The organism is Streptomyces sp. NPDC047886 (assembly GCF_043204435.1).
Lineage (GTDB): Bacteria > Actinomycetota > Actinomycetes > Streptomycetales > Streptomycetaceae > Streptomyces.
In genome coordinates this window covers 654,273-672,371 of the sequence record NZ_JBIDCF010000001.1, presented here as the reverse complement: position 1 = coordinate 672,371, position 18,099 = coordinate 654,273, and the positions used below count along the sequence as shown (strand labels likewise).

The 18,099-nt window shown below is 71.1% G+C and carries 16 protein-coding genes; 11 read left to right on the top strand and 5 right to left on the bottom strand.

Going from position 1 to position 18,099, the window contains the following annotated elements; all coding sequences use genetic code 11:
• Nucleotides 1-65 precede the first annotated feature (65 nt).
• Nucleotides 66-1,559, top strand: a complete 1,494-nt coding sequence (locus ACGF5U_RS03010; RefSeq protein ID WP_392714989.1) for an MFS transporter — start codon at nt 66-68, stop codon at nt 1,557-1,559.
• Between the two features lie 313 nt (nt 1,560-1,872).
• Nucleotides 1,873-2,274: a peptidase inhibitor family I36 protein gene (locus ACGF5U_RS03005; protein ID WP_392714990.1), complete on the top strand. Its 402-nt coding sequence runs from the start codon at nt 1,873-1,875 to the stop codon at nt 2,272-2,274.
• Here the strand turns inward: ACGF5U_RS03005 and ACGF5U_RS03000 are convergent.
• Together ACGF5U_RS03000 and aceE are read right to left on the bottom strand one after the other, a co-directional pair.
• Nucleotides 2,255-3,085: a potassium channel family protein gene (locus ACGF5U_RS03000; RefSeq protein WP_392714814.1), complete on the bottom strand. Its 831-nt coding sequence runs from the start codon at nt 3,083-3,085 to the stop codon at nt 2,255-2,257. The two genes, ACGF5U_RS03005 and ACGF5U_RS03000, sit on opposite strands and share 20 nt — an antisense overlap.
• Before the next feature lie 74 nt (nt 3,086-3,159).
• Complete coding sequence (aceE, locus tag ACGF5U_RS02995; protein WP_392714815.1) at nt 3,160-5,907, bottom strand: pyruvate dehydrogenase (acetyl-transferring), homodimeric type; 2,748 nt, start codon at nt 5,905-5,907, stop codon at nt 3,160-3,162.
• A gap of 517 nt (nt 5,908-6,424) precedes the next feature.
• Between aceE and ACGF5U_RS02990 the strand changes: the two genes are divergently transcribed.
• The 6 genes from ACGF5U_RS02990 (at nt 6,425) to ACGF5U_RS02965 (ending at nt 11,025) form a co-directional block, all read left to right on the top strand.
• On the top strand, nt 6,425-6,862 hold the full coding sequence (locus ACGF5U_RS02990) for a DUF3052 domain-containing protein (protein ID WP_392714816.1): 438 nt from the start codon (nt 6,425-6,427) through the stop codon (nt 6,860-6,862).
• A gap of 141 nt (nt 6,863-7,003) precedes the next feature.
• Complete coding sequence (locus ACGF5U_RS02985) at nt 7,004-7,462, top strand: peroxiredoxin (protein WP_392714817.1); 459 nt, start codon at nt 7,004-7,006, stop codon at nt 7,460-7,462.
• A gap of 181 nt (nt 7,463-7,643) precedes the next feature.
• On the top strand, nt 7,644-8,219 hold the full coding sequence (locus ACGF5U_RS02980; protein ID WP_392714818.1) for a TerD family protein: 576 nt from the start codon (nt 7,644-7,646) through the stop codon (nt 8,217-8,219).
• A gap of 118 nt (nt 8,220-8,337) precedes the next feature.
• Nucleotides 8,338-8,913 carry a TerD family protein gene (locus ACGF5U_RS02975; protein WP_392714819.1) on the top strand — a complete coding sequence of 192 codons (576 nt, stop codon included), beginning with the start codon at nt 8,338-8,340 and terminating at the stop codon, nt 8,911-8,913.
• Between the two features lie 100 nt (nt 8,914-9,013).
• On the top strand, nt 9,014-10,159 hold the full coding sequence (locus ACGF5U_RS02970) for a DUF475 domain-containing protein (RefSeq protein ID WP_392714820.1): 1,146 nt from the start codon (nt 9,014-9,016) through the stop codon (nt 10,157-10,159).
• A 125-nt stretch (nt 10,160-10,284) separates the two neighbouring features.
• Nucleotides 10,285-11,025 (top strand): Tellurium resistance, encoded by a 741-nt coding sequence (locus ACGF5U_RS02965; protein WP_392714991.1) that lies wholly within the window; start codon nt 10,285-10,287, stop codon nt 11,023-11,025.
• 4 nt (nt 11,026-11,029) lie between these two features.
• Here the strand turns inward: ACGF5U_RS02965 and ACGF5U_RS02960 are convergent, their stop codons facing one another.
• Nucleotides 11,030-12,142 (bottom strand): TerD family protein, encoded by a 1,113-nt coding sequence (locus ACGF5U_RS02960; RefSeq protein WP_392714821.1) that lies wholly within the window; start codon nt 12,140-12,142, stop codon nt 11,030-11,032.
• Nucleotides 12,143-12,327: 185 nt separating this feature from the next.
• On the opposite strand from ACGF5U_RS02960, the gene ACGF5U_RS02955 reads away from it, so the two are divergent.
• From ACGF5U_RS02955 to ACGF5U_RS02945, 3 genes are all read left to right on the top strand, one after another.
• Nucleotides 12,328-13,527 carry an HpcH/HpaI aldolase/citrate lyase family protein gene (locus tag ACGF5U_RS02955; RefSeq protein ID WP_392714822.1) on the top strand — a complete coding sequence of 400 codons (1,200 nt, stop codon included), beginning with the start codon at nt 12,328-12,330 and terminating at the stop codon, nt 13,525-13,527.
• A gap of 323 nt (nt 13,528-13,850) precedes the next feature.
• Nucleotides 13,851-16,523 carry a phosphoribosyltransferase gene (locus tag ACGF5U_RS02950; RefSeq protein WP_392714992.1) on the top strand — a complete coding sequence of 891 codons (2,673 nt, stop codon included), beginning with the start codon at nt 13,851-13,853 and terminating at the stop codon, nt 16,521-16,523.
• Nucleotides 16,520-17,383, top strand: a complete 864-nt coding sequence (locus ACGF5U_RS02945; RefSeq protein ID WP_392714823.1) for an HAD family hydrolase — start codon at nt 16,520-16,522, stop codon at nt 17,381-17,383. Before ACGF5U_RS02950 ends, ACGF5U_RS02945 begins: the two co-directional genes overlap by 4 nt.
• A 34-nt stretch (nt 17,384-17,417) precedes the next feature.
• Here ACGF5U_RS02945 and ACGF5U_RS02940 read toward each other — a convergent pair whose 3' ends face one another.
• Together ACGF5U_RS02940 and ACGF5U_RS02935 are read right to left on the bottom strand one after the other, a co-directional pair.
• A complete protein-coding gene (locus ACGF5U_RS02940) occupies nt 17,418-17,639 on the bottom strand; it encodes a zinc ribbon domain-containing protein (protein ID WP_392714824.1) in 222 nt (73 codons plus the stop codon).
• Nucleotides 17,640-17,648: 9 nt separating this feature from the next.
• Nucleotides 17,649-18,089 (bottom strand): DUF4383 domain-containing protein, encoded by a 441-nt coding sequence (locus ACGF5U_RS02935; protein WP_392714825.1) that lies wholly within the window; start codon nt 18,087-18,089, stop codon nt 17,649-17,651.
• Between the last annotated feature and the right edge of the window lie 10 nt (nt 18,090-18,099).

The window sequence follows — 18,099 nt, the reverse complement described above, 5'->3', positions numbered from 1 at the left end:
CCGCACCGGCCGGGGGCCTGCGCGGCCACCCCTGGCTGACGCTCTTCGCCGTGGCCGTCGGCGTGATGATGGTCGCGCTCGACGGCACGATCGTCGCCATCGCCAACCCCGCGATCCAGCGGGACCTCGGCGCGTCGCTCGCCGACGTCCAGTGGATCACCAACGGCTATCTGCTCGCCCTCGCCGTCTCGCTGATCACGGCCGGCAAGCTCGGTGACCGCTTCGGTCATCGCCAGACCTTCCTGATAGGCATCGCCGGCTTCGCCGGCGCCTCCGCAGCGATCGGCCTGTCCGACTCGATCGCCCTCGTCATCGCCTTCCGGGTGCTCCAGGGCCTCTTCGGCGCCCTGCTGATGCCCGCGGCGCTCGGCCTGCTGCGGGCCACCTTCCCCGCCGAGAAGCTGAACATGGCCATCGGCATCTGGGGCATGGTCATCGGCGCGTCGACGGCCGGCGGCCCGATCGTCGGCGGTCTGCTCGTGGAGCACGTCAGCTGGCAGTCCGTCTTCTTCATCAACGTGCCGGTCGGCATCCTGGCGCTCGTCATGGGCCTGGTCATCCTGAAGGACCACCGCGCGGAGAACGCGCCGCGCTCCTTCGACCTCGTCGGCATCCTGCTGCTCTCCGCCGCCATGGCCTCGCTGATCTGGGGCATCATCAAGGCCGGCGAGAGCTGGGGCTGGGGCAGCGGCAAGACCTGGGCCTTCATCCTCGGCGCGGTCGTCCTCTTCGCCGTCTTCGCCATCTGGGAGACCAAGGTCCGCGAACCGCTCATCCCGCTGGGCATGTTCCGCTCCGTGCCGCTCTCCGCGGGCGTGGTCCTCATGGTGCTCATGGCGTTCGCCTTCATGGGCGGCCTGTTCTTCGTGACGTTCTACCTCCAGGGCGTGAAGGGGCTCAGCCCCGTCGACAGCGGCCTGCACCTGCTGCCGCTGACGGCGATGATGATCGTCTCCTCGCCGCTGGCCGGTGCTCTCATCACCAGGTTCGGACCCCGCATCCCGCTGGTGGGCGGCATGGTGTGCACGGCCTCCGCCATGTTCGGCATGCTCTCGCTCACGCCCGCCACCGGCACGCTGGCGATGTCCCTGTGGTTCGCCCTGCTGGGCCTGGGCCTCGCCCCGGTCATGGTCGGTGCCACCGAGGTCATCGTCGGCAACGCCCCGCTGGAGCTCTCCGGGGTCGCCGGCGGACTCCAGCAGGCCGCGATGCAGGTCGGCGGCGCGCTCGGTACGGCCGTGCTGGGCGCGGTCATGTCCTCCACGGTCAGCTCCGAGTTCGGCGGCAACTGGAAGGACGCGGGCATCCCGGTACCGCCCGCGCCCGGCCTGGAGCAGGCGGCCGAGTTCGGCATGGTGCCGGAGGAGCTCGCCAAGGCGCCGGGGATGACCCCGGACCTGCTGAGCACGATCTCGGGTGTCATCCACGACACGTTCATGTCCGGGATGGGCATGGCCTTCACGGTCGCGGGCGTGGTCGCGGTCGTCGCGGCCCTGGTCGCCACGCTCACCAAGCGCGGCGCGAACGCGGAGGCGGGTGCGGGCGGCGCCCACATCTGACCCGCGCGTCCGGACCGTTCCGGGCCTGCGCGGCCCACTGCGGCCCACTGGCCCCTGCGCGGCCCACTGCGGGCCGGCACGGCCCCGTCACAGCGGAGGCTCCGGCACACCTGTGCCGGGGCCTCCGCCCTTCCCCGTACTCCTGCCCCCCGCCGCCGGTCACCGCCGTCACCCGTCCGGGTGGATCACGCTCCGCACCCTTCCCCGCAATGGTCACGGAGAGTCACCATTGGGTGAGGGGATCGGACCAGGTCCCTGTGAAACGGGGGTTCTCATCATGCGTACGACCATGCCTACGACCGTGCCCACGGCCATGCCCACGACCGTGCCCAGGACCGGGTCGCTGCTCGGCGTCGGCCTGCTCGCCGTCGTCCTGTTCGCCGTCACGGCCCTCCAGGCCGGGAGTCCGGCCACCGCCGCGCCACCGGCCGGCCTCGGCCCCTGCGGAGCGGGACAGCTGTGTCTGTGGCCGAAGGAGGGATTCAAGGGGGCCAGGCAGACGTACGAGCTGACCGGCGTCGACATCGACAGCTGCGTCCCGCTGCCCGACGGCACCACCGCCACCGCACTCGCCAACCGCACCGGGCGGCCGGTCACCACGTACCAGTCGGCGACGTGCGGCGAGACAGGCGAGTTCGAGACCTACCCGGGCAGCGGCACATGGGTGCCGCGCTCGCCCTACCAGGTGCGGGCCTTCAAGATCTGGGAGAACTGATCCCGGGCCCCGTGGTCTGCCCCGGAACCGCCGAAGCCGGAGCCGAAGCCGCCGGAGCCGCAGCCGGTGGCGACGAGAGCCGGGCGACCTCCGCGCGCAGCTCCCTCACCTCATGGGTGAGGGCCTCCAGCAGGGCCGTCCGGCGGCGCTCCTCGGCGTCGTCCCGCTCGAAGCGGGAGATGAACCAGGCCGCGATGTTCGCCGTCACCACACCCAGCAGCGCGATACCCGACAGCATCAGGCCCACCGCCAGCAGCCGGCCGAGACCGGTCGTCGGCGCGTGGTCCCCGTACCCCACGGTGGTCATCGTGGTGAACGACCACCACACCGCGTCACCCAGCGTCTTGATGTTGCCGCCGGGTGCGTCCCGCTCCACATGCAGGACGGCCAGCGAGCCGAACATCATCAGGCCCGCGACGGACCCGGTCACATAGGTCGTCAGCGTGACCTGCGACGCCATCCGGGCCCGCCGCCCGACCAGCAGCAGGGTCGCCACGAGCCGCAGCAGCCGCAGCGGCTGGATCAGCGGCAGCGCCACCGCCAGCAGATCCAGCGGATGGCTGCGGACGAACAGCCAGCGGGAGGGAGCCAGAACCAGCCGGACGGTGTAGTCCGCGGCGAACGCCGCCCACACGATCCACTCCACGGCCATGCAGAGCGTATGCACCCACGGGTCCACACCCGTGGCCACGATCGACACGGCGTAGGCGACGGCGAACGCGACGGCCAGCGCCAGCAGTGGCTTGTGGGTCCGCTGTTCCCAGCGGATCTGTGCGGTCGGTTCCTTCAACGTCGCCCTCATAGGGCGCATCGTAAAGAACCGGTAAGGGCGGTGGGGCCACCCGGCCCCACCGCCCCGCGACCAACGACCCTGATATCGGGTTCCTAGGCGTCGCCGCCCGCGGCGCCCGGGTCGGCCGCCGACACGTCCAGCAGCTGATAGCGGTCCACCGCCTGCTTCAGCACCGAGCGGTCCACCTTGCCGTCCCGCGCGAGCTCGGTCAGCACGGCCACCACGATCGACTGCGCGTCGATGTGGAACCAGCGCCGGGCCGCGCCGCGCGTGTCCGCGAAGCCGAAGCCGTCCGCGCCCAGCGAGGTGTAGCGGCCCGGCACCCAGCGCGAGATCTGGTCCGGGACCGCCCGCATCCAGTCGGACACGGCCACGAACGGCCCCTGCGCCCCGGACAGCTTCCGCGTGACGAACGGGACGCGCTGCTCCTCCTCGGGGTGGAGCAGGTTGTACTCCTCGGCCTCGACGGCGTCGCGGCGCAGCTCGTTCCAGGAGGTCGCGGACCACACGTCGGCCTTGACGTTCCAGTCGGCGGCGAGGATCCGCTGCGCCTCCACGGCCCACGGCACGGCGACACCGGACGCCAGGATCTGCGCCGGGATCGCCCCCGCCTCTCCGGCCCTGAAGCGGTGGATGCCCTTGACGATGCCCTCCACGTCCACGTCCGCGGGTTCGGCCGGGTGCTGGATGGGCTCGTTGTAGACGGTCAGGTAGTAGAAGACGTCCTCGCCGTGCGGGTGCTCCTCGCTCGCCCCGTACATGCGGCGCAGGCCGTCCTTGACGATGTGCGCGATCTCGTAGCCGAACGCGGGGTCGTACGCGACGCAGCCCGGGTTCGTGGAGGCCAGCAGCTGCGAATGGCCGTCCGCGTGCTGGAGACCCTCACCGGTCAGCGTCGTACGCCCGGCGGTCGCGCCCAGCACGAAACCGCGCGCGAGCTGGTCGGCCATCTGCCAGAACTGGTCGCCGGTCCGCTGAAAACCGAACATCGAATAGAAGACGTACACCGGGATCAGCGGCTGGCCGTGCGTCGCGTACGCGGAACCCGCCGCGATCAGCGACGCCGTGCAGCCCGCCTCCGAGATGCCGTCGTGCAGCATCTGCCCGGTCGGCGACTCCTTGTACGCGAGCAGCAGCTCACGGTCCACGGCCTCGTACTGCTGGCCCAGCGGGTTGTAGATCTTGGCGCTCGGGAAGAACGAGTCCATACCGAACGTGCGGTACTCGTCCGGCGCGATCAGCACGAACCGCTTGCCGATCTCCTTGTCCCGCATCAGGTCCTTCAGCAGCCGGACGAACGCCATCGTGGTGGCGATCGACTGCTGCCCGGACCCCTTCTTGACCGCCGCGTACGTCTTGTCGTCCGGCAGCGCCAGGGGCTTGGACCGCACGACCCGGGTCGGGACGTACCCGCCCAGCGCCTGCCGCCGGTCGTGCATGTACTGGATCTCCTCCGAGTCCCGGCCCGGGTGGTAGTACGGCGGCAGGCCGGACTCCAGCTCCTTGTCGGCGATCGGCAGGTGCAGCCGGTCCCGGAACCGCTTCAGGTCGTCGACCGTCAGCTTCTTCATCTGGTGGGTGGCGTTGCGGCCCTCGAAGTTCGGGCCGAGCGTCCAGCCCTTCACCGTCTGCGCCAGGATCACCGTCGGCTGGCCCTTGTGGGCCTTGGCCGCCGCGTACGCCGCGTAGATCTTCTTGTGGTCGTGGCCGCCGCGCCCCAGGTGCAGCAGCTGCTGGTCGGTCATGCCCTCGACCATGGCGCGCAGCCGGTGGTCGTCGCCGAAGAAGTGCCGGCGGATGTACTCGCCGGTCTCCGTCGCGTACGTCTGGAACTGGCCGTCCGGCGTCGTATTCATCTTGTTGACCAGGATGCCGTCGCGGTCCTGGGCCAGCAGCGGGTCCCAGGAGCGGTCCCAGATCAGCTTGATCACATTCCAGCCGGCACCCCGGAACTGCGACTCCAGCTCCTGGATGATCTTGCCGTTGCCGCGCACGGGACCGTCGAGCCGCTGCAGGTTGCAGTTCACGACGAAGGTCAGGTTGTCCAGTCCCTCACGGGCGGCGATCGACAGCTGACCCAGCGACTCCGGCTCGTCCATCTCGCCGTCGCCGAGGAACGCCCACACGTGCGACTTCGACGTGTCGGCGATGCCGCGCGCCTCCATGTAGCGGTTCATCCGCGCCTGATAGATCGCGCTGAGCGGGCCGAGGCCCATGGAGACCGTCGGGAACTCCCAGAAGCCCGGCATCAGCCGCGGGTGCGGATACGACGACAGGCCGTCGGGGTACTTCGACTTCTCCTGGCGGAAGGCGTCGAGCTGCGTCTCGTTCAGCCGGTCCAGGAGGAAGGCGCGGGCGTAGATGCCCGGCGACGCATGGCCCTGGAAGAAGATCTGGTCGCCGCCGTCGCCCTCCTCCTTGCCCCGGAAGAAGTGGTTGAAGCCGACGTCGTAGAGGGACGCGGACGAGGCGAACGTGGCGATGTGGCCGCCGACGCCGATCCCGGGGCGCTGCGCCCGCGAGACCATCACGGCGGCGTTCCAGCGGGTCGCGTTGAGGACCTTCCGCTCGATCTCCTCGTTGCCGGGGAAGAACGGCTCGTCCTTGGTGGCGATGGTGTTCACATAGTCCGTGCTGCGCATCTCGGGCACGGCGACGCGCTTCTCCCGGGCGCGCTCGATCAGTCGGAGCATCAGGTAGCGGGCGCGCTCACGGCCCCGCTCGTCCACGGCGGCGTCGAGCGAGTCGAGCCACTCCTGGGTCTCCTCGGGATCGAAGTCCGGGACCTGGCTGGGAAGGCCGCCAATGATGATCGGGTTGCGATCGGATCCGGAAGCCACGCTGTTCCTTCGCTGTTCGGTGGTGCCTACGGGATGAGGGAAGGTGGGGGAGTGACGGAGGGTGACGGAGGTGGACGGAGAGAGCCGTGTGCGGAGTGTCAGCAGACGAGGTCGCGCCGCCACCATCGTGTACCCCGTGGCCGCAAACGTCATCTCTACCGAGAGGTAACCCCCCGCCGGTCGGGCATCCCGGCCGCCCCCGGTGCGAGGTCGGCCAAATCGCAACCTTACGCCCAAGCCGTCCAGGCGTTTCGTCCGGTTGTTCGGCACCCGCCCACTCGCAGAAGGTGCGGAAACCCCTAAAGTGGGTCACAGGGCTCGGTGTCCACCGCGAGTCCGGACGGATCGCCACGGAGAGGTGCCTGGAGTTGCGGCAAGACAGCCCCAAAAGTCACCGTTTCGGCGGTCTCGGTCGCCGGGTACTTGCGCGATCCGCCCAGCACGTGTGGACTACGGCCCATGCCACGCGTACGCGCGCGGCCCGAGCACTTTCCAAAACACGATCAGGAGGCAAGCCGTGAGCGCGACCGCGGACCACGCGGAGGAGCGGACCAACCCGGCCACCAGGCTGGGGTTCGAGCCCGATCAGGTGGTCCAGGAGATCGGCTACGACGACGACGTCGAGCAGGAGCTCCGTGAAGGCATCGAGGCCATCATCGGCCAGGATCTCGTGGACGAGGACTACGACGACGTCGCCGACGTCGTGCTGCTGTGGTTCCGTGACGAGGACGGCGACCTCACGGACGCGCTGGTCGACGCCATCGGCCTGATCGAGGAGGGCGGTCAGATCTGGCTGATGACGCCCAAGACCGGCCGTCCCGGCTACATCGAGCCCAGCGACATCAACGAGGCCGCCCAGACGGCCGGCCTCTCCCAGACCCGGAGCATCAACGCGGGCAAGGACTGGGTCGGCAGCCGGCTCGTCACCCCGAAGACAGCCAAGTCCAAGCGCTGACCTTCCGGCGCGCGGCGGGCACCGGCCCGCCGCGGGCACCGAGAGGCCGCAGCAGTCAGGAGCCCCCGCCGACATCGTCGGCGGGGGCTCCTTGCGTAGGGTGGGACCCCACCGGTTGGCCCACTGAAGGGAAGCGTGAACATGGCGATCGAGGTCGGACACAAGGCCCCGGACTTCGAACTGAAGGACAACCACGGCCGCACCGTGCGCCTCGGCGACTACCGCGGCGAGAAGAACGTGGTGCTGCTCTTCTACCCCTTCGCCTTCACCGGCGTCTGCACGGGCGAGCTGTGCGCCCTGCGCGACCAGCTGCCCCGCTTCGTCAACGAGGACACCCAGCTGCTGGCCGTCTCCAACGACTCCATCCACACCCTGCGCGTCTTCGCCGAGCAGGAGGGCCTGGAGTACCCGCTGCTGTCCGACTTCTGGCCGCACGGCGAGACCTCGCGGGCGTACGGCGTCTTCGACGAGGAGAAGGGCTGCGCCGTGCGCGGCACCTTCATCATCGACAAGGACGGCATCGTCCGCTGGACCGTCGTGAACGACCTGCCCGACGCCCGTGACCTCGGCGACTACGTCAAGGCGCTCGACGCGCTCTGAGCCGCTCCCGCGCCGCCCGGACCGCGAGCGGATCAGGGCGGCGATCGCGAGCGGGCCGACACCGGCGGCGGATCGGCGCAAGAGCCTGCTCCCGCCGGGAACCGGTCACTAGGATCCAGTCGTTGATTCCGATGCCAACGCACGACGGGGGCGCTGCCCCTGGAAACCAATGGAGGGACTCGTGGGAGTCAGCCTCAGCAAGGGCGGCAACGTCTCGCTGACCAAGGCCGCGCCCAATCTGACCGCGATCACCGTCGGTCTGGGCTGGGACGTCCGCACCACCACCGGTACGGACTTCGACCTCGACGCCAGCGCGCTGCTGACGAACGCCGAGGGCAAGGTCGCCACCGATGGCAACTTCGTGTTCTTCAACAATCTGAAGAGCCCCGACGGTTCCGTCGAGCACACCGGTGACAACCTCACCGGTGAGGGCGAGGGCGACGACGAGCAGATCAAGGTCAACCTCGCCACCGTCCCGGTCGACGTCGAGAAGATCGTCTTCCCGGTCTCGATCTACGAGGCCGAAAGCCGCCAGCAGTCCTTCGGCCAGGTGCGCAACGCCTTCATCCGCGTCGTGAACCAGGCCGACAACCAGGAGCTCGCCCGCTACGACCTCAGCGAGGACGCCTCGACCGAGACCGCCATGGTCTTCGGCGAGCTGTACCGCCACGGCGCGGAGTGGAAGTTCCGTGCCATCGGCCAGGGTTACGCCTCCGGCCTGCGTGGCATCGCGCAGGACTTCGGCGTGAACGTCTGAGTCCGGCCCACGTCGCTCCGTCCGACGCCGCACGCTGCCGTGCGGCGTCGGACGCGCCCTTTCAGGGCAGGCTCACGCAGTACGTCACACAGCAGCACACCGGGGAGGACTCATCGTCATGGGCGTCACGCTCGCCAAGGGAGGCAATGTCTCCCTCTCCAAGGCCGCACCCAATCTGACCCAGGTGCTGGTCGGACTCGGCTGGGACGCGCGCTCCACCACCGGAGCGCCCTTCGACCTCGACGCCAGCGCACTGCTCTGCCAGACGGGCAGGGTGCTCGGCGACGAGTGGTTCATCTTCTACAACAACCTCACCAGCCCCGACGGTTCCGTCGAGCACACCGGTGACAATCTCACCGGCGAGGGCGACGGCGACGACGAGTCCCTCATCGTGGACCTCTCCAAGGTCCCCGCCCACTGCGACAAGATCGTCTTTCCGGTCTCCATTCACGAGGCCGACAACCGGGGCCAGACGTTCGGCCAGGTCAGCAATGCCTTCATCCGTGTCGTGAACCAGGCGGACGGCCAGGAGCTCGCCCGTTACGACCTCAGCGAGGACGCCTCGACCGAGACGGCGATGATCTTCGGTGAGCTGTACAGGTACGGCGCGGAATGGAAATTCCGTGCGGTCGGACAGGGGTACGCATCAGGGCTGCGGGGCATCGCTCTAGACTTCGGGGTCAATGTTTCCTAAAGCTCGTCTCCGGGTTCCTTCAAGACCCGGCGCGCTCGGCGTGGGGGAGGTCTTCCCCCATGCTTCGCCCGGGGGGACCCTCATCACGATTGGGTAGCCAGTGGTTCTGAAAACCTTCGGGTGGTCGTTCGCCGTCACGGCGGGCGGCCTCGCGTTCGCCGCCTGGCAGTGGGGGTGGGAGGCGTTCGGGATCGTACTGATCCTGTCGATCCTCGAAATCTCGCTGTCCTTCGACAACGCGGTCGTCAACGCCGGAATCCTCAAGAAGATGAATGCCTTCTGGCAGCGGATCTTCCTGACGATCGGCATTCTGATCGCGGTCTTCGGCATGCGACTGGTCTTCCCTGTCGTCATCGTCGCCATCAGTGCCAAGGTCGGACCGATCGAGGCGGTGGAACTGGCCGTCAGGAACCCCGGCCAGTACGAGGACCTGGTCACCGACGCGCACGCGGCCATCGCCTCGTTCGGTGGCATGTTCCTGCTGATGATCTTCCTCGACTTCGTCTTCGAGGAGCGCGAGATCAAGTGGCTGGCCTGGCTGGAGCGCCCGCTCGCCAAGCTCGGCAAGGTCGACATGCTGTCGGTCTGCACCGCCCTGATCGTCCTGCTCGTCACCGCGGTCACCTTCGCCACCCAGGCGCACACGAGCACCGGGCATATGGACAAGTCCGCGACCGTGCTGCTCTCCGGCGTCGCCGGCCTCATCACGTACCTGGTCGTCGGCGGTCTCTCCGGCTTCTTCGAGGACAAGCTCGAAGAAGAGGAGGAGCGCGAGCACGAGGAGGAGGAGAAGGCCAAGAAGGAGGGCAAGCAGGTCTCCGCCGTCGGCCTGGCCGGCAAGGCCGCCTTCTTCCTCTTCCTGTACCTGGAGGTCCTCGACGCCTCCTTCTCCTTCGACGGAGTGATCGGCGCCTTCGCCATCACCAACCACATCTTCTGGATGGCGCTCGGCCTCGGCATCGGCGCGATGTACGTCCGGTCGCTCACCGTCTACCTGGTCCGCCAGGGCACCCTGGACGACTACGTCTACCTGGAGCACGGCGCGCACTACGCGATCGGCGCACTCGCGGGCATCCTGCTCATCACCATCCGGTACGAGATCAGCGAGATCATCACCGGCCTCATCGGTGTGTTCCTGATCGCGGCCTCCTTCCTCTCCTCCCTCCGCCGCAACAAGCTGCTCGCGGCCGAGGAGGGCGACGCCGGAGGCTCCAGCGACAAGACCGAGGTCACCTCCGGAGTGTGACGACCACGGCATGAGACCGGGGTGTGACCACTCCGGCGATGCGGAACGCTTCTGAGCGGGGCGGCCGGGTGCTCCCGGCCGCCCCCTGGCGTACCCGAGCGACACCGGACAACTGGGGGTGGGGCATGGCCTTCTGGGACAACCTGTGGCAGAACAAGGCGGCGCAGTTCGACTCGGGCAGCGCCTCGAGCAACTCCATCGACCTGACCAAGCGGCGACCGACCGTCTCCCTCAGCAAACAGGGCGCGGCCAACGGCAACCTCCGCGTCAACCTCTCCTGGCAGATGCGGACGTCCGACATCGAGGGCAGGTCCCGGCAGAGCGGCCGGCTGCTCCGCCATCCGCTCAAGGTGTTCCGGCCGGAACCCGTCCAGGCCCACACGCAGGGCGTGGTCAACGTCGACCTCGACATCGGCTGCCTGTACGAGCTCAAGGACGGCACCAAGGGCGTCGTCCAGCCGCTGGGCGGGTTCTTCGGCGACCTCAACTCGCCGCCGTACGTGAAGCTCAGCGGCGACGACCGGTTCGGCGCCCCGTCCGGCGAGACGATCTTCGTCAATCTGGACCACTGCGACGACATCAAGCGGCTGCTGTTCTTCGTCTACATCTACGACCAGACGCCGGCGTTCGACCGTACGCACGCCAAGATGACGCTCTACCCCAGCAACGGCCCGCGCATCGAGATAGAACTGGACGAGCGCGCCCCGCAGGCCCGCTCCTGCGCCGTGTTCCTGCTGGAGAACGTCAAGGGCGAACTGGTCGTGCGCCGCGAGGTGAAGTTCGTGTACGGCTTCCAGGGCGAGCTGGACCGGATGTACGGCTGGGGCCTGCAGTGGGGCAGGGGCTTCAAGGAGAGCAAGCTCTGACGGCTCACACCCGCAGGAACTGCGGGCCCATGGGCGGCAGCCGGAAGTTGGGGTCGGGGGCGGGCGCCGCCGCCGGAGACGGCTGCGGATAGCCGTACGCAGGGCCGGAGGAGCCGGTGGGCGCCGACGCGGGCTGCGGATAGCCGTACGCGGGCTGCGGCGCCCCCGGATGCGGGTAGCCGTACGCGGGCGGCCCGGTCTGCCCGGGGACCGGAGGGGCGACGGGCGGCCCGGCCGGGGGCGGCGGTGCCGTGGGCGGCGCGGGGATCGCGGAGGTCGGCGCGGACGCCGAGCCGGGGGACGGCTCGGGCTCCGCCGTACCGGTGGCGCCGCGGGCCTCGTCGTGCTCCGAGGCACCGGCACCGGCCTGCCCGGTCTCGTCGTCCGCCGAGTCCGCCGTCGCCGCCGAGGCCGCCGTGTCCGGGCGGTCGGCCGCGTCCGTGCGGTCGGCTGTGTCGGCGGCGTTCGCCCCGTCCGCGTCCCGGGGTCCTTCGGCCTCGCCGGAGCCCCCGACGGCCCCCGCCCCGGCCCCGGCCCCGGCCCCGGCCTCGGTCTCGGTCTCGTCGACCGAGATGCCGAACGCCGTGGCGAGTCCGATCAGCCCCGTCGGATAGCCCTGGGCGACCGCGCGGAACTTCCAGCCCTCCCCGCGCCGGTACAGCTCGCCGCAGATGATGGCCGTCTCCTCGCCCGTCTCCGGCCGCACATCGAACAGCGCCAGCGGCTCGGCCGACTCCGAAGCCCCGGCCGAGGCGTCGTACAGCAGGATGCGCAGGTCCGGTACGCGGTCGAAGGCGTCGCCGTCCGACGACGCGGCGAGCACCACCTGCTCCACCGACGGGTCCAGCGCCCCGAGATCTGCCTCGACCGTATCGGTCAGGCCCTCCGGCACGCGCTTCTTCGGCAGCCGGCGCACCAGCCCTGAGGGGTGCCGTGGCTGGTTGTAGAAGACGAAGTCCTCGTCGGAACGCACCCGCCCGTCGGCGCCGAGCAGCAGGGCCGAGGCGTCGACGTCGGGGACCCCGGGGCCGGGGGTCCAGCACAGTACGGCCCGTACCGCCGCGGTATCGAGCGGGACGTTCGAGCCCTTCAGCATCTCGTGCGTCATGCCCGTCATCCTGCCTGGCCGTCCGCCGTTCGGACAACGCGGGTCCCGGCATGGGCGCGCCGGTGGCCGGGCATGGACGAGATGCGGCCGGGTTACCTGAAGTTCATGCTGGCGGGGAACCGACGACATCGGTCTCTACGTACTATTACCGGCCACATGTCATCAGGCCGTAACGGCAGTACTGGGGAATCCATATGCGTCATTTCGGGCATATCTCGCCCGCTGCCCGGGCTGGGCTGTTCCACCAGGAGCCGTGCGCCTTCGGTACCGGCTCACCCGCCCGGGTCCTCTCGGCCGCCCTCGGCGCCACCCTCTACAGCCCCGCCACCCGGCCCCGGCTCGCCGACGACGTGCTCAAGCAGGTGTCGCGCGGCGTCGTCTCGATGGTGCTGTGCCTGGAGGATTCCATCGGCGACGGCGACGTCCAGGCCGCGGAGGACAACCTCGTCCGCCAGTTCGCCGAGCTCGACGCGCGCGGCGGAGAACCGCCCCTGCTGTTCATCCGGGTCCGGGAGCCCGGCCAGATCCCGGACCTCGTCCGCCGGCTCGGCCCGACCGTGCGCCTGCTGTCCGGATTCGTACTGCCCAAGTTCACCGAGCGGCGCGGCACCCCGTTCCTGGAGGCCCTCACCGAGGCCGAGGCCGGGATCGAGGCCGGGATCGAGGCCGATGGTGAGACGCCGGGCGGTCGGCGACTGTTCGCCATGCCCGTCCTGGAGTCGCCGGAGCTGCTCCACCTGGAGACCAGGCAGGAGACCCTGGGCGGCATCGCCCGCACCGTGGACAAGTACCGCGACCGGGTCCTCGCGCTGCGCCTCGGCGTCACCGACTTCTGCTCCGCGTACGGGCTGCGCCGCACGCCCGACATGACGGCGTACGACGTGCAGATCGTCGCCGGCGTCATCGCCGACGTCGTCAACGTCCTCGGCCGCGCGGACGGCACCGGCTTCACCATCACCGGACCCGTCTGGGAGTACTTCCGCCTCCAGGAGCGCATGTTCAAGCCACAACTGCGCCGCAGCCCCTTCATGGAGGGCCGCGCCGAGGAACTGCGCACCGCCCTCATCGAACACGACCTGGACGGACTGCTGCGGGAGATCGAACTGGACCGCGCCAACGGGCTGCTCGGCAAGACGTGCATCCACCCGTCGCACGTCCAGCCCGTGCACGCGCTGTCCGTCGTCAGCCACGAGGAGTTCAGCGACGCCCAGGACATCCTGCGGCCCGAGCGGGACGGCGGCGGCGTGCTGCGCTCGGCGTACACGAACAAGATGAACGAGGTGAAGCCGCACCGCGCCTGGGCCGAGCGGACCCTCCAGCGGGCCGAGGTGTTCGGCGTCGCGAAGGAGGACGTCGGGTTCGTGGACCTGCTGGCGGCGGGACTGTCCGGTTGACGCCCCCGGAGGCCGGCCACGGGATGGAGCCGGGGCAGGCTTACGCCCACGGGCCGGGGCCCGGGGACGACGACGGACACACGCACGGGGACGCGGACGGACACACGCACGTGGACAACGACGGACACACGCACGCGGACGGACACAGGCACGGGGACGCGGACGGACACACGCACGCGGACGACGACGGACACGCGCACGCGGACAACGACGGACACACGCATGCGGACGACGACGGACACGCGCACGCGGACGACGACGGACACGCGCACGCGGATGACGACGGACACGCGCACGCGGACGGCAGCGAGGAGAACGAGAACGTGGTCTGGTCGGGAACGTGGGTCGCGGAGCGGCTCGGCGTCGAGCTGTCCGGCGACGCGGAGCTGCACGGCCTGCTGGGCCTGGCCCTGCGCCGCAACCCCAAGCGGGCGCACCTGCTCGTCTCCAACGTGCTGGGCAAGCACGTCCCGCAGAGCCCCGGGGTGGTGCGGCGCTCCGGGTACGACCTCGGGGTGCGCGTGCGCGAGCTGCTGGGCGACACCGAGGCCCGCCGCGCCGTCGTGCTCGGGTACGCGGAGACGGCGACCGGGCTCGGCCACTGCGTCGCCGACGGGCTCGCCCTCGCCCCGTATCTGCACTCCACCCGCCGTCCCGTGGCGGGCGTCGCACCGGCGGGCGGGTTCGAGGAGTCCCACTCGCACCACACGTCGCATCTGCTGCTGCCCGAGGACCCGGAGCTGCTGGCCGGGCGGGGGCCGCTGGTCCTGGTGGACGACGAGTTCTCCACCGGCAACACGGTGCTCAACACGGTCCGCGCGCTCCATGGGCGCTACCCGCGCGACCGGTACGTGGTGGTGGCGCTGGTCGACATGCGGTCGCCGGGGGACCGGGGCCGGCTGGCGGACTTCGCGACGGAGATCGGCGCGCGCGTGGACCTCGTGACGCTCGCCGCGGGCACGGTACGGCTGCCGGACGGGGTACTGGAGCGCGGCCGGGCCCTGGTGGCCGCGCACGAGACGGCGGAGGGGGCCTCGGACGAGGCCGCGCGGACCGTACGGTCCCGGGAGCCGGTACCGTCCCCCGCGCCCGCGCCCGCCGCCGTGCGCCGCGTGGACCTGAGCTGGCCCGCCGGGGTGCCCGACGGCGGCCGCCACGGCTTCACCCCGGAACACCGCGCCCGCCTGGACGCAGCGCTCCCGGGCCTGGCCGGCCGCGTCGCCGCCGCGCTGGACCTGGACGGCGCCCCCGCGAAGACCGGCCCGGAGCGGCCCGGCTCGCGCCCCCGCGTGCTGGTGCTCGGCTGCGAGGAACTGATGTACGCGCCGCTCGCCCTGGGTGCCGCCCTGGAGGCCCGCCTGCCGCACGCCGAGGTGCGGTACTCCACCACCACCCGGTCGCCGGTCCTCGCGGTGGACGACCCCGGCTACGCGATCCGTACCCGGCTGGTCTTCCCCGCCCACGACGACCCCGCCGACGGCCCGGGCGACCGGTACGCCTACAACGTCGCGGGCGCCGGCTTCGACGCGGTCGTCGCCGTCGTCGACTCGGCCGCCGACACCCCGGCCCTGCACGCCCCGGACGGCCTGCTCGCCCGGCTCGCCGAGCACATACCGGACGTCGTGCTCGCAGTGATCCCCTCGTACACACCGGACGCACGCGCCGCAGGCACCGCACGCGCCGCAGGCACCACAGCCGAGCCGGCCCCCGCATCCCACCGGCGCCACGTGACCCACCAGCCCCGTGCGCCCCACATGACCTCCCACCTGACCCACCCGCCCCACGCGACCCACGCGACCCACCCACCCCACGTGACCGACGTGACCGACGTGCCCGAAAGGCAACCCGAACCCATGCTCCCCGAGCCGCTGCGCGGCCCCGCCTTCTCCTCCTACGCCCCCGACGAGGTCGGCTGGCTCCTCCAGGACCTGTCCGACGTCGAACTGGAGGCGCCGACGGAGGAGCGCGAGGAGGCCATCCAGCGCGGCGGCGCGCACTACGCGGAGTCGTTGCCCGTCGAGTACCAACCCAGCGACCGGTACCAGCGGCTGTTCCGGGCCGCCCTGGACACCTCCGCCGCCCGGATCGCCCGCGCCGTCGGCACCGTCACCGACACCGTCCTCGCCGAGCGGTCCCCGCGCCCCGTCCTGGTGTCGCTGGCCCGGGCCGGCACGCCTGTCGGCGTCCTGATGCGCCGCTGGGCGCGGCACCGCCACGGCCTGGACCTGCCGCACTACGCGGTGTCCATCGTGCGCGGCCGGGGCATCGACACCAACGCCCTGCGCTGGCTGCGCGCCCACCACGACCCGGCCGACGTCGTGTTCGTGGACGGCTGGACCGGGAAGGGCGCCATCACCCGCGAACTCGCCGCCGCCCTGGAGGACTTCCCGGAGTTCGACCCGGAGATCGCCGTCCTCGCCGACCCGGGCTCCTGCGTCCGCACCTACGGGACCCGCGAGGACTTCCTCATCCCCTCCGCCTGCCTCAACTCGACGGTCTCGGGCCTGATATCCCGTACGGTCCTCCGCGCCGACCTCGTCGGGCCCGACGACTTCCACGGCGCCAAGTTCTACCGCGAGCTCGCCGCCGCCGATGTGTCCCGCGACTTCCTCGACACCGTGGCCGCCCGGTTCGACGAGGTCGCCGCCGCCGTCGATGCGGACGTCAAGGAGCTGCTGGCCGGGGACCGCGCACCGACCTGGGAGGGGTGGGCCGCGGTCGAGCGGATCAGCGAGGAGCACGGCATCCACGACGTCAACCTGGTCAAGCCGGGCGTCGGCGAGACCACCCGCGTCCTGCTGCGCCGCGTCCCGTGGAAGATCCTCGCCCAGCGCGGCGCGGGCGCCGACCTGGACCATGTGCGCCTGCTCGCCGAGCAGCGCGGCGTACCGGTGGAGGAGGTCGACGGACTTCCGTACACCTGCGTCGGGCTGATCCACCCGAAGTTCACCCGAGGGGCCACCGGCGCCGACGGCCGGGCGGTGACGGCCCCGTGACCGCGACCACGCCGGTCCCCGGCCCCGCGTCCGGCCTGCCGGGCGGCCCGCCCGCCCTGATCGCCAGCGACCTCGACCGCACGCTGATCTACTCGACGGCCGCGCTGGCGCTCACCGCGGCCGACGCCGAGGCGCCCCGGCTGCTGTGCGTCGAGGTGTACCAGGGCAAGCCCCTGTCGTACGTCACCGAGGCCGCCGCCACGATCCTGGAGGAGCTCGCCCGTACCGCGGCGTTCGTGCCGGTCACGACCCGCACGCGCGAGCAGTACCAGCGCATCCAGCTGCCGTGCCCGCAGCCCCGGTACGCGATCTGCGCCAACGGCGGCCACCTGCTGGTCGACGGCGTCTCCGACCCCGGCTGGCGGGCGGCCGTCGAGGCCCGGCTCGCGGACGAGTGCGCCTCGCTCGCCGAGGTGCGCGCGCACCTGCTCGCCGCCGCCGACCCGGCCTGGCTGCTGAAGGAGCGGGTCGCCGAGGACCTCTTCGCGTACCTGGTCGTGGAGCGCGCCCTGCTGCCCGACGGCTGGACGGACGAGCTCGCCGAGTGGGCCGACGCCTGCGGCTGGACGGTCTCGCTGCAGGGCCGCAAGGTGTACGCGGTGCCCAAGCCGCTCACCAAGAGCGCGGCGGTACGGGAGGTGGCCCGGCGCACCGGAGCGGAGACCGTCCTCGCCGCCGGCGACTCGCTGCTCGACGCCGACCTGCTGCTGGCCGCCGACCGGGCGTGGCGGCCGGGCCACGGCGAACTCGCCGACACGGGCTGGACGGCCGGGAACGTCGAGGTGCTGGACGACCGTGGTGTCGCGGCGGGCGAGGAGATCCTGCGCCGCTTCCTGGCGGCGGCGCGCCGAACCCCCTGACCGGCCAGGGGGCGGGCGGGCCGCCGGGCCTGTGCTAGCCGCAGCAGCCGCCGCCGCAGCACCCGCCTCCGCCGCCGGTGGCGGAGGGCGGGGGCCCGGCCTTGGCCGCCGTACCGCCGACCGCGACGGCGGAGAGCAGCTTGACCGTGTCGTCGTGCCCGGCCGGGCAGGCGGCCGGGTCTCCCGATCGGGCCATGGGACGGTTCAGCTCGAAGGTGTCGCCGCAGGTGCGGCAGCGGAATTCATAACGGGGCATGGCCACAGGTTAACGGCGCGGGTGCCGGAGCCGGCGGCCCTTCTCGTACCCGCCGAGCGCCATCAGCAGTACCCCGACGGCAAAGCTGACCAGCACGTTCGGCAGCCGGAACGCCAGCAGGTTCAGACCCGTGCCCAGCAGGGCGAGGTTGACGAACCCGCTGACCAGGAACGCGACGCCGACGACGAGGTCGATCTGCGGCGCGAACGGGCCGCCGATCGCCGCGCCCGCGAGGAGCAGCAGCCCCGCGCACAGGGACAGTGTGCCGAGCGCCCCGTTGGTGCCGAGACCGGCGACGGTGTCGCCCCGGGAGTCGAAGAAGTCGACCTGCGAGAGCAGCCCGAGGACGCCGAAGAGCAGCAGGACGAGCCCGGTCAGGGCGGTGCCGGCGCGCTGGACGCGACCGAGGCGGCGGGGGTGGCGAGGGGCGTCGTCGTGGTGCGTGGCCATGACGGCCTCC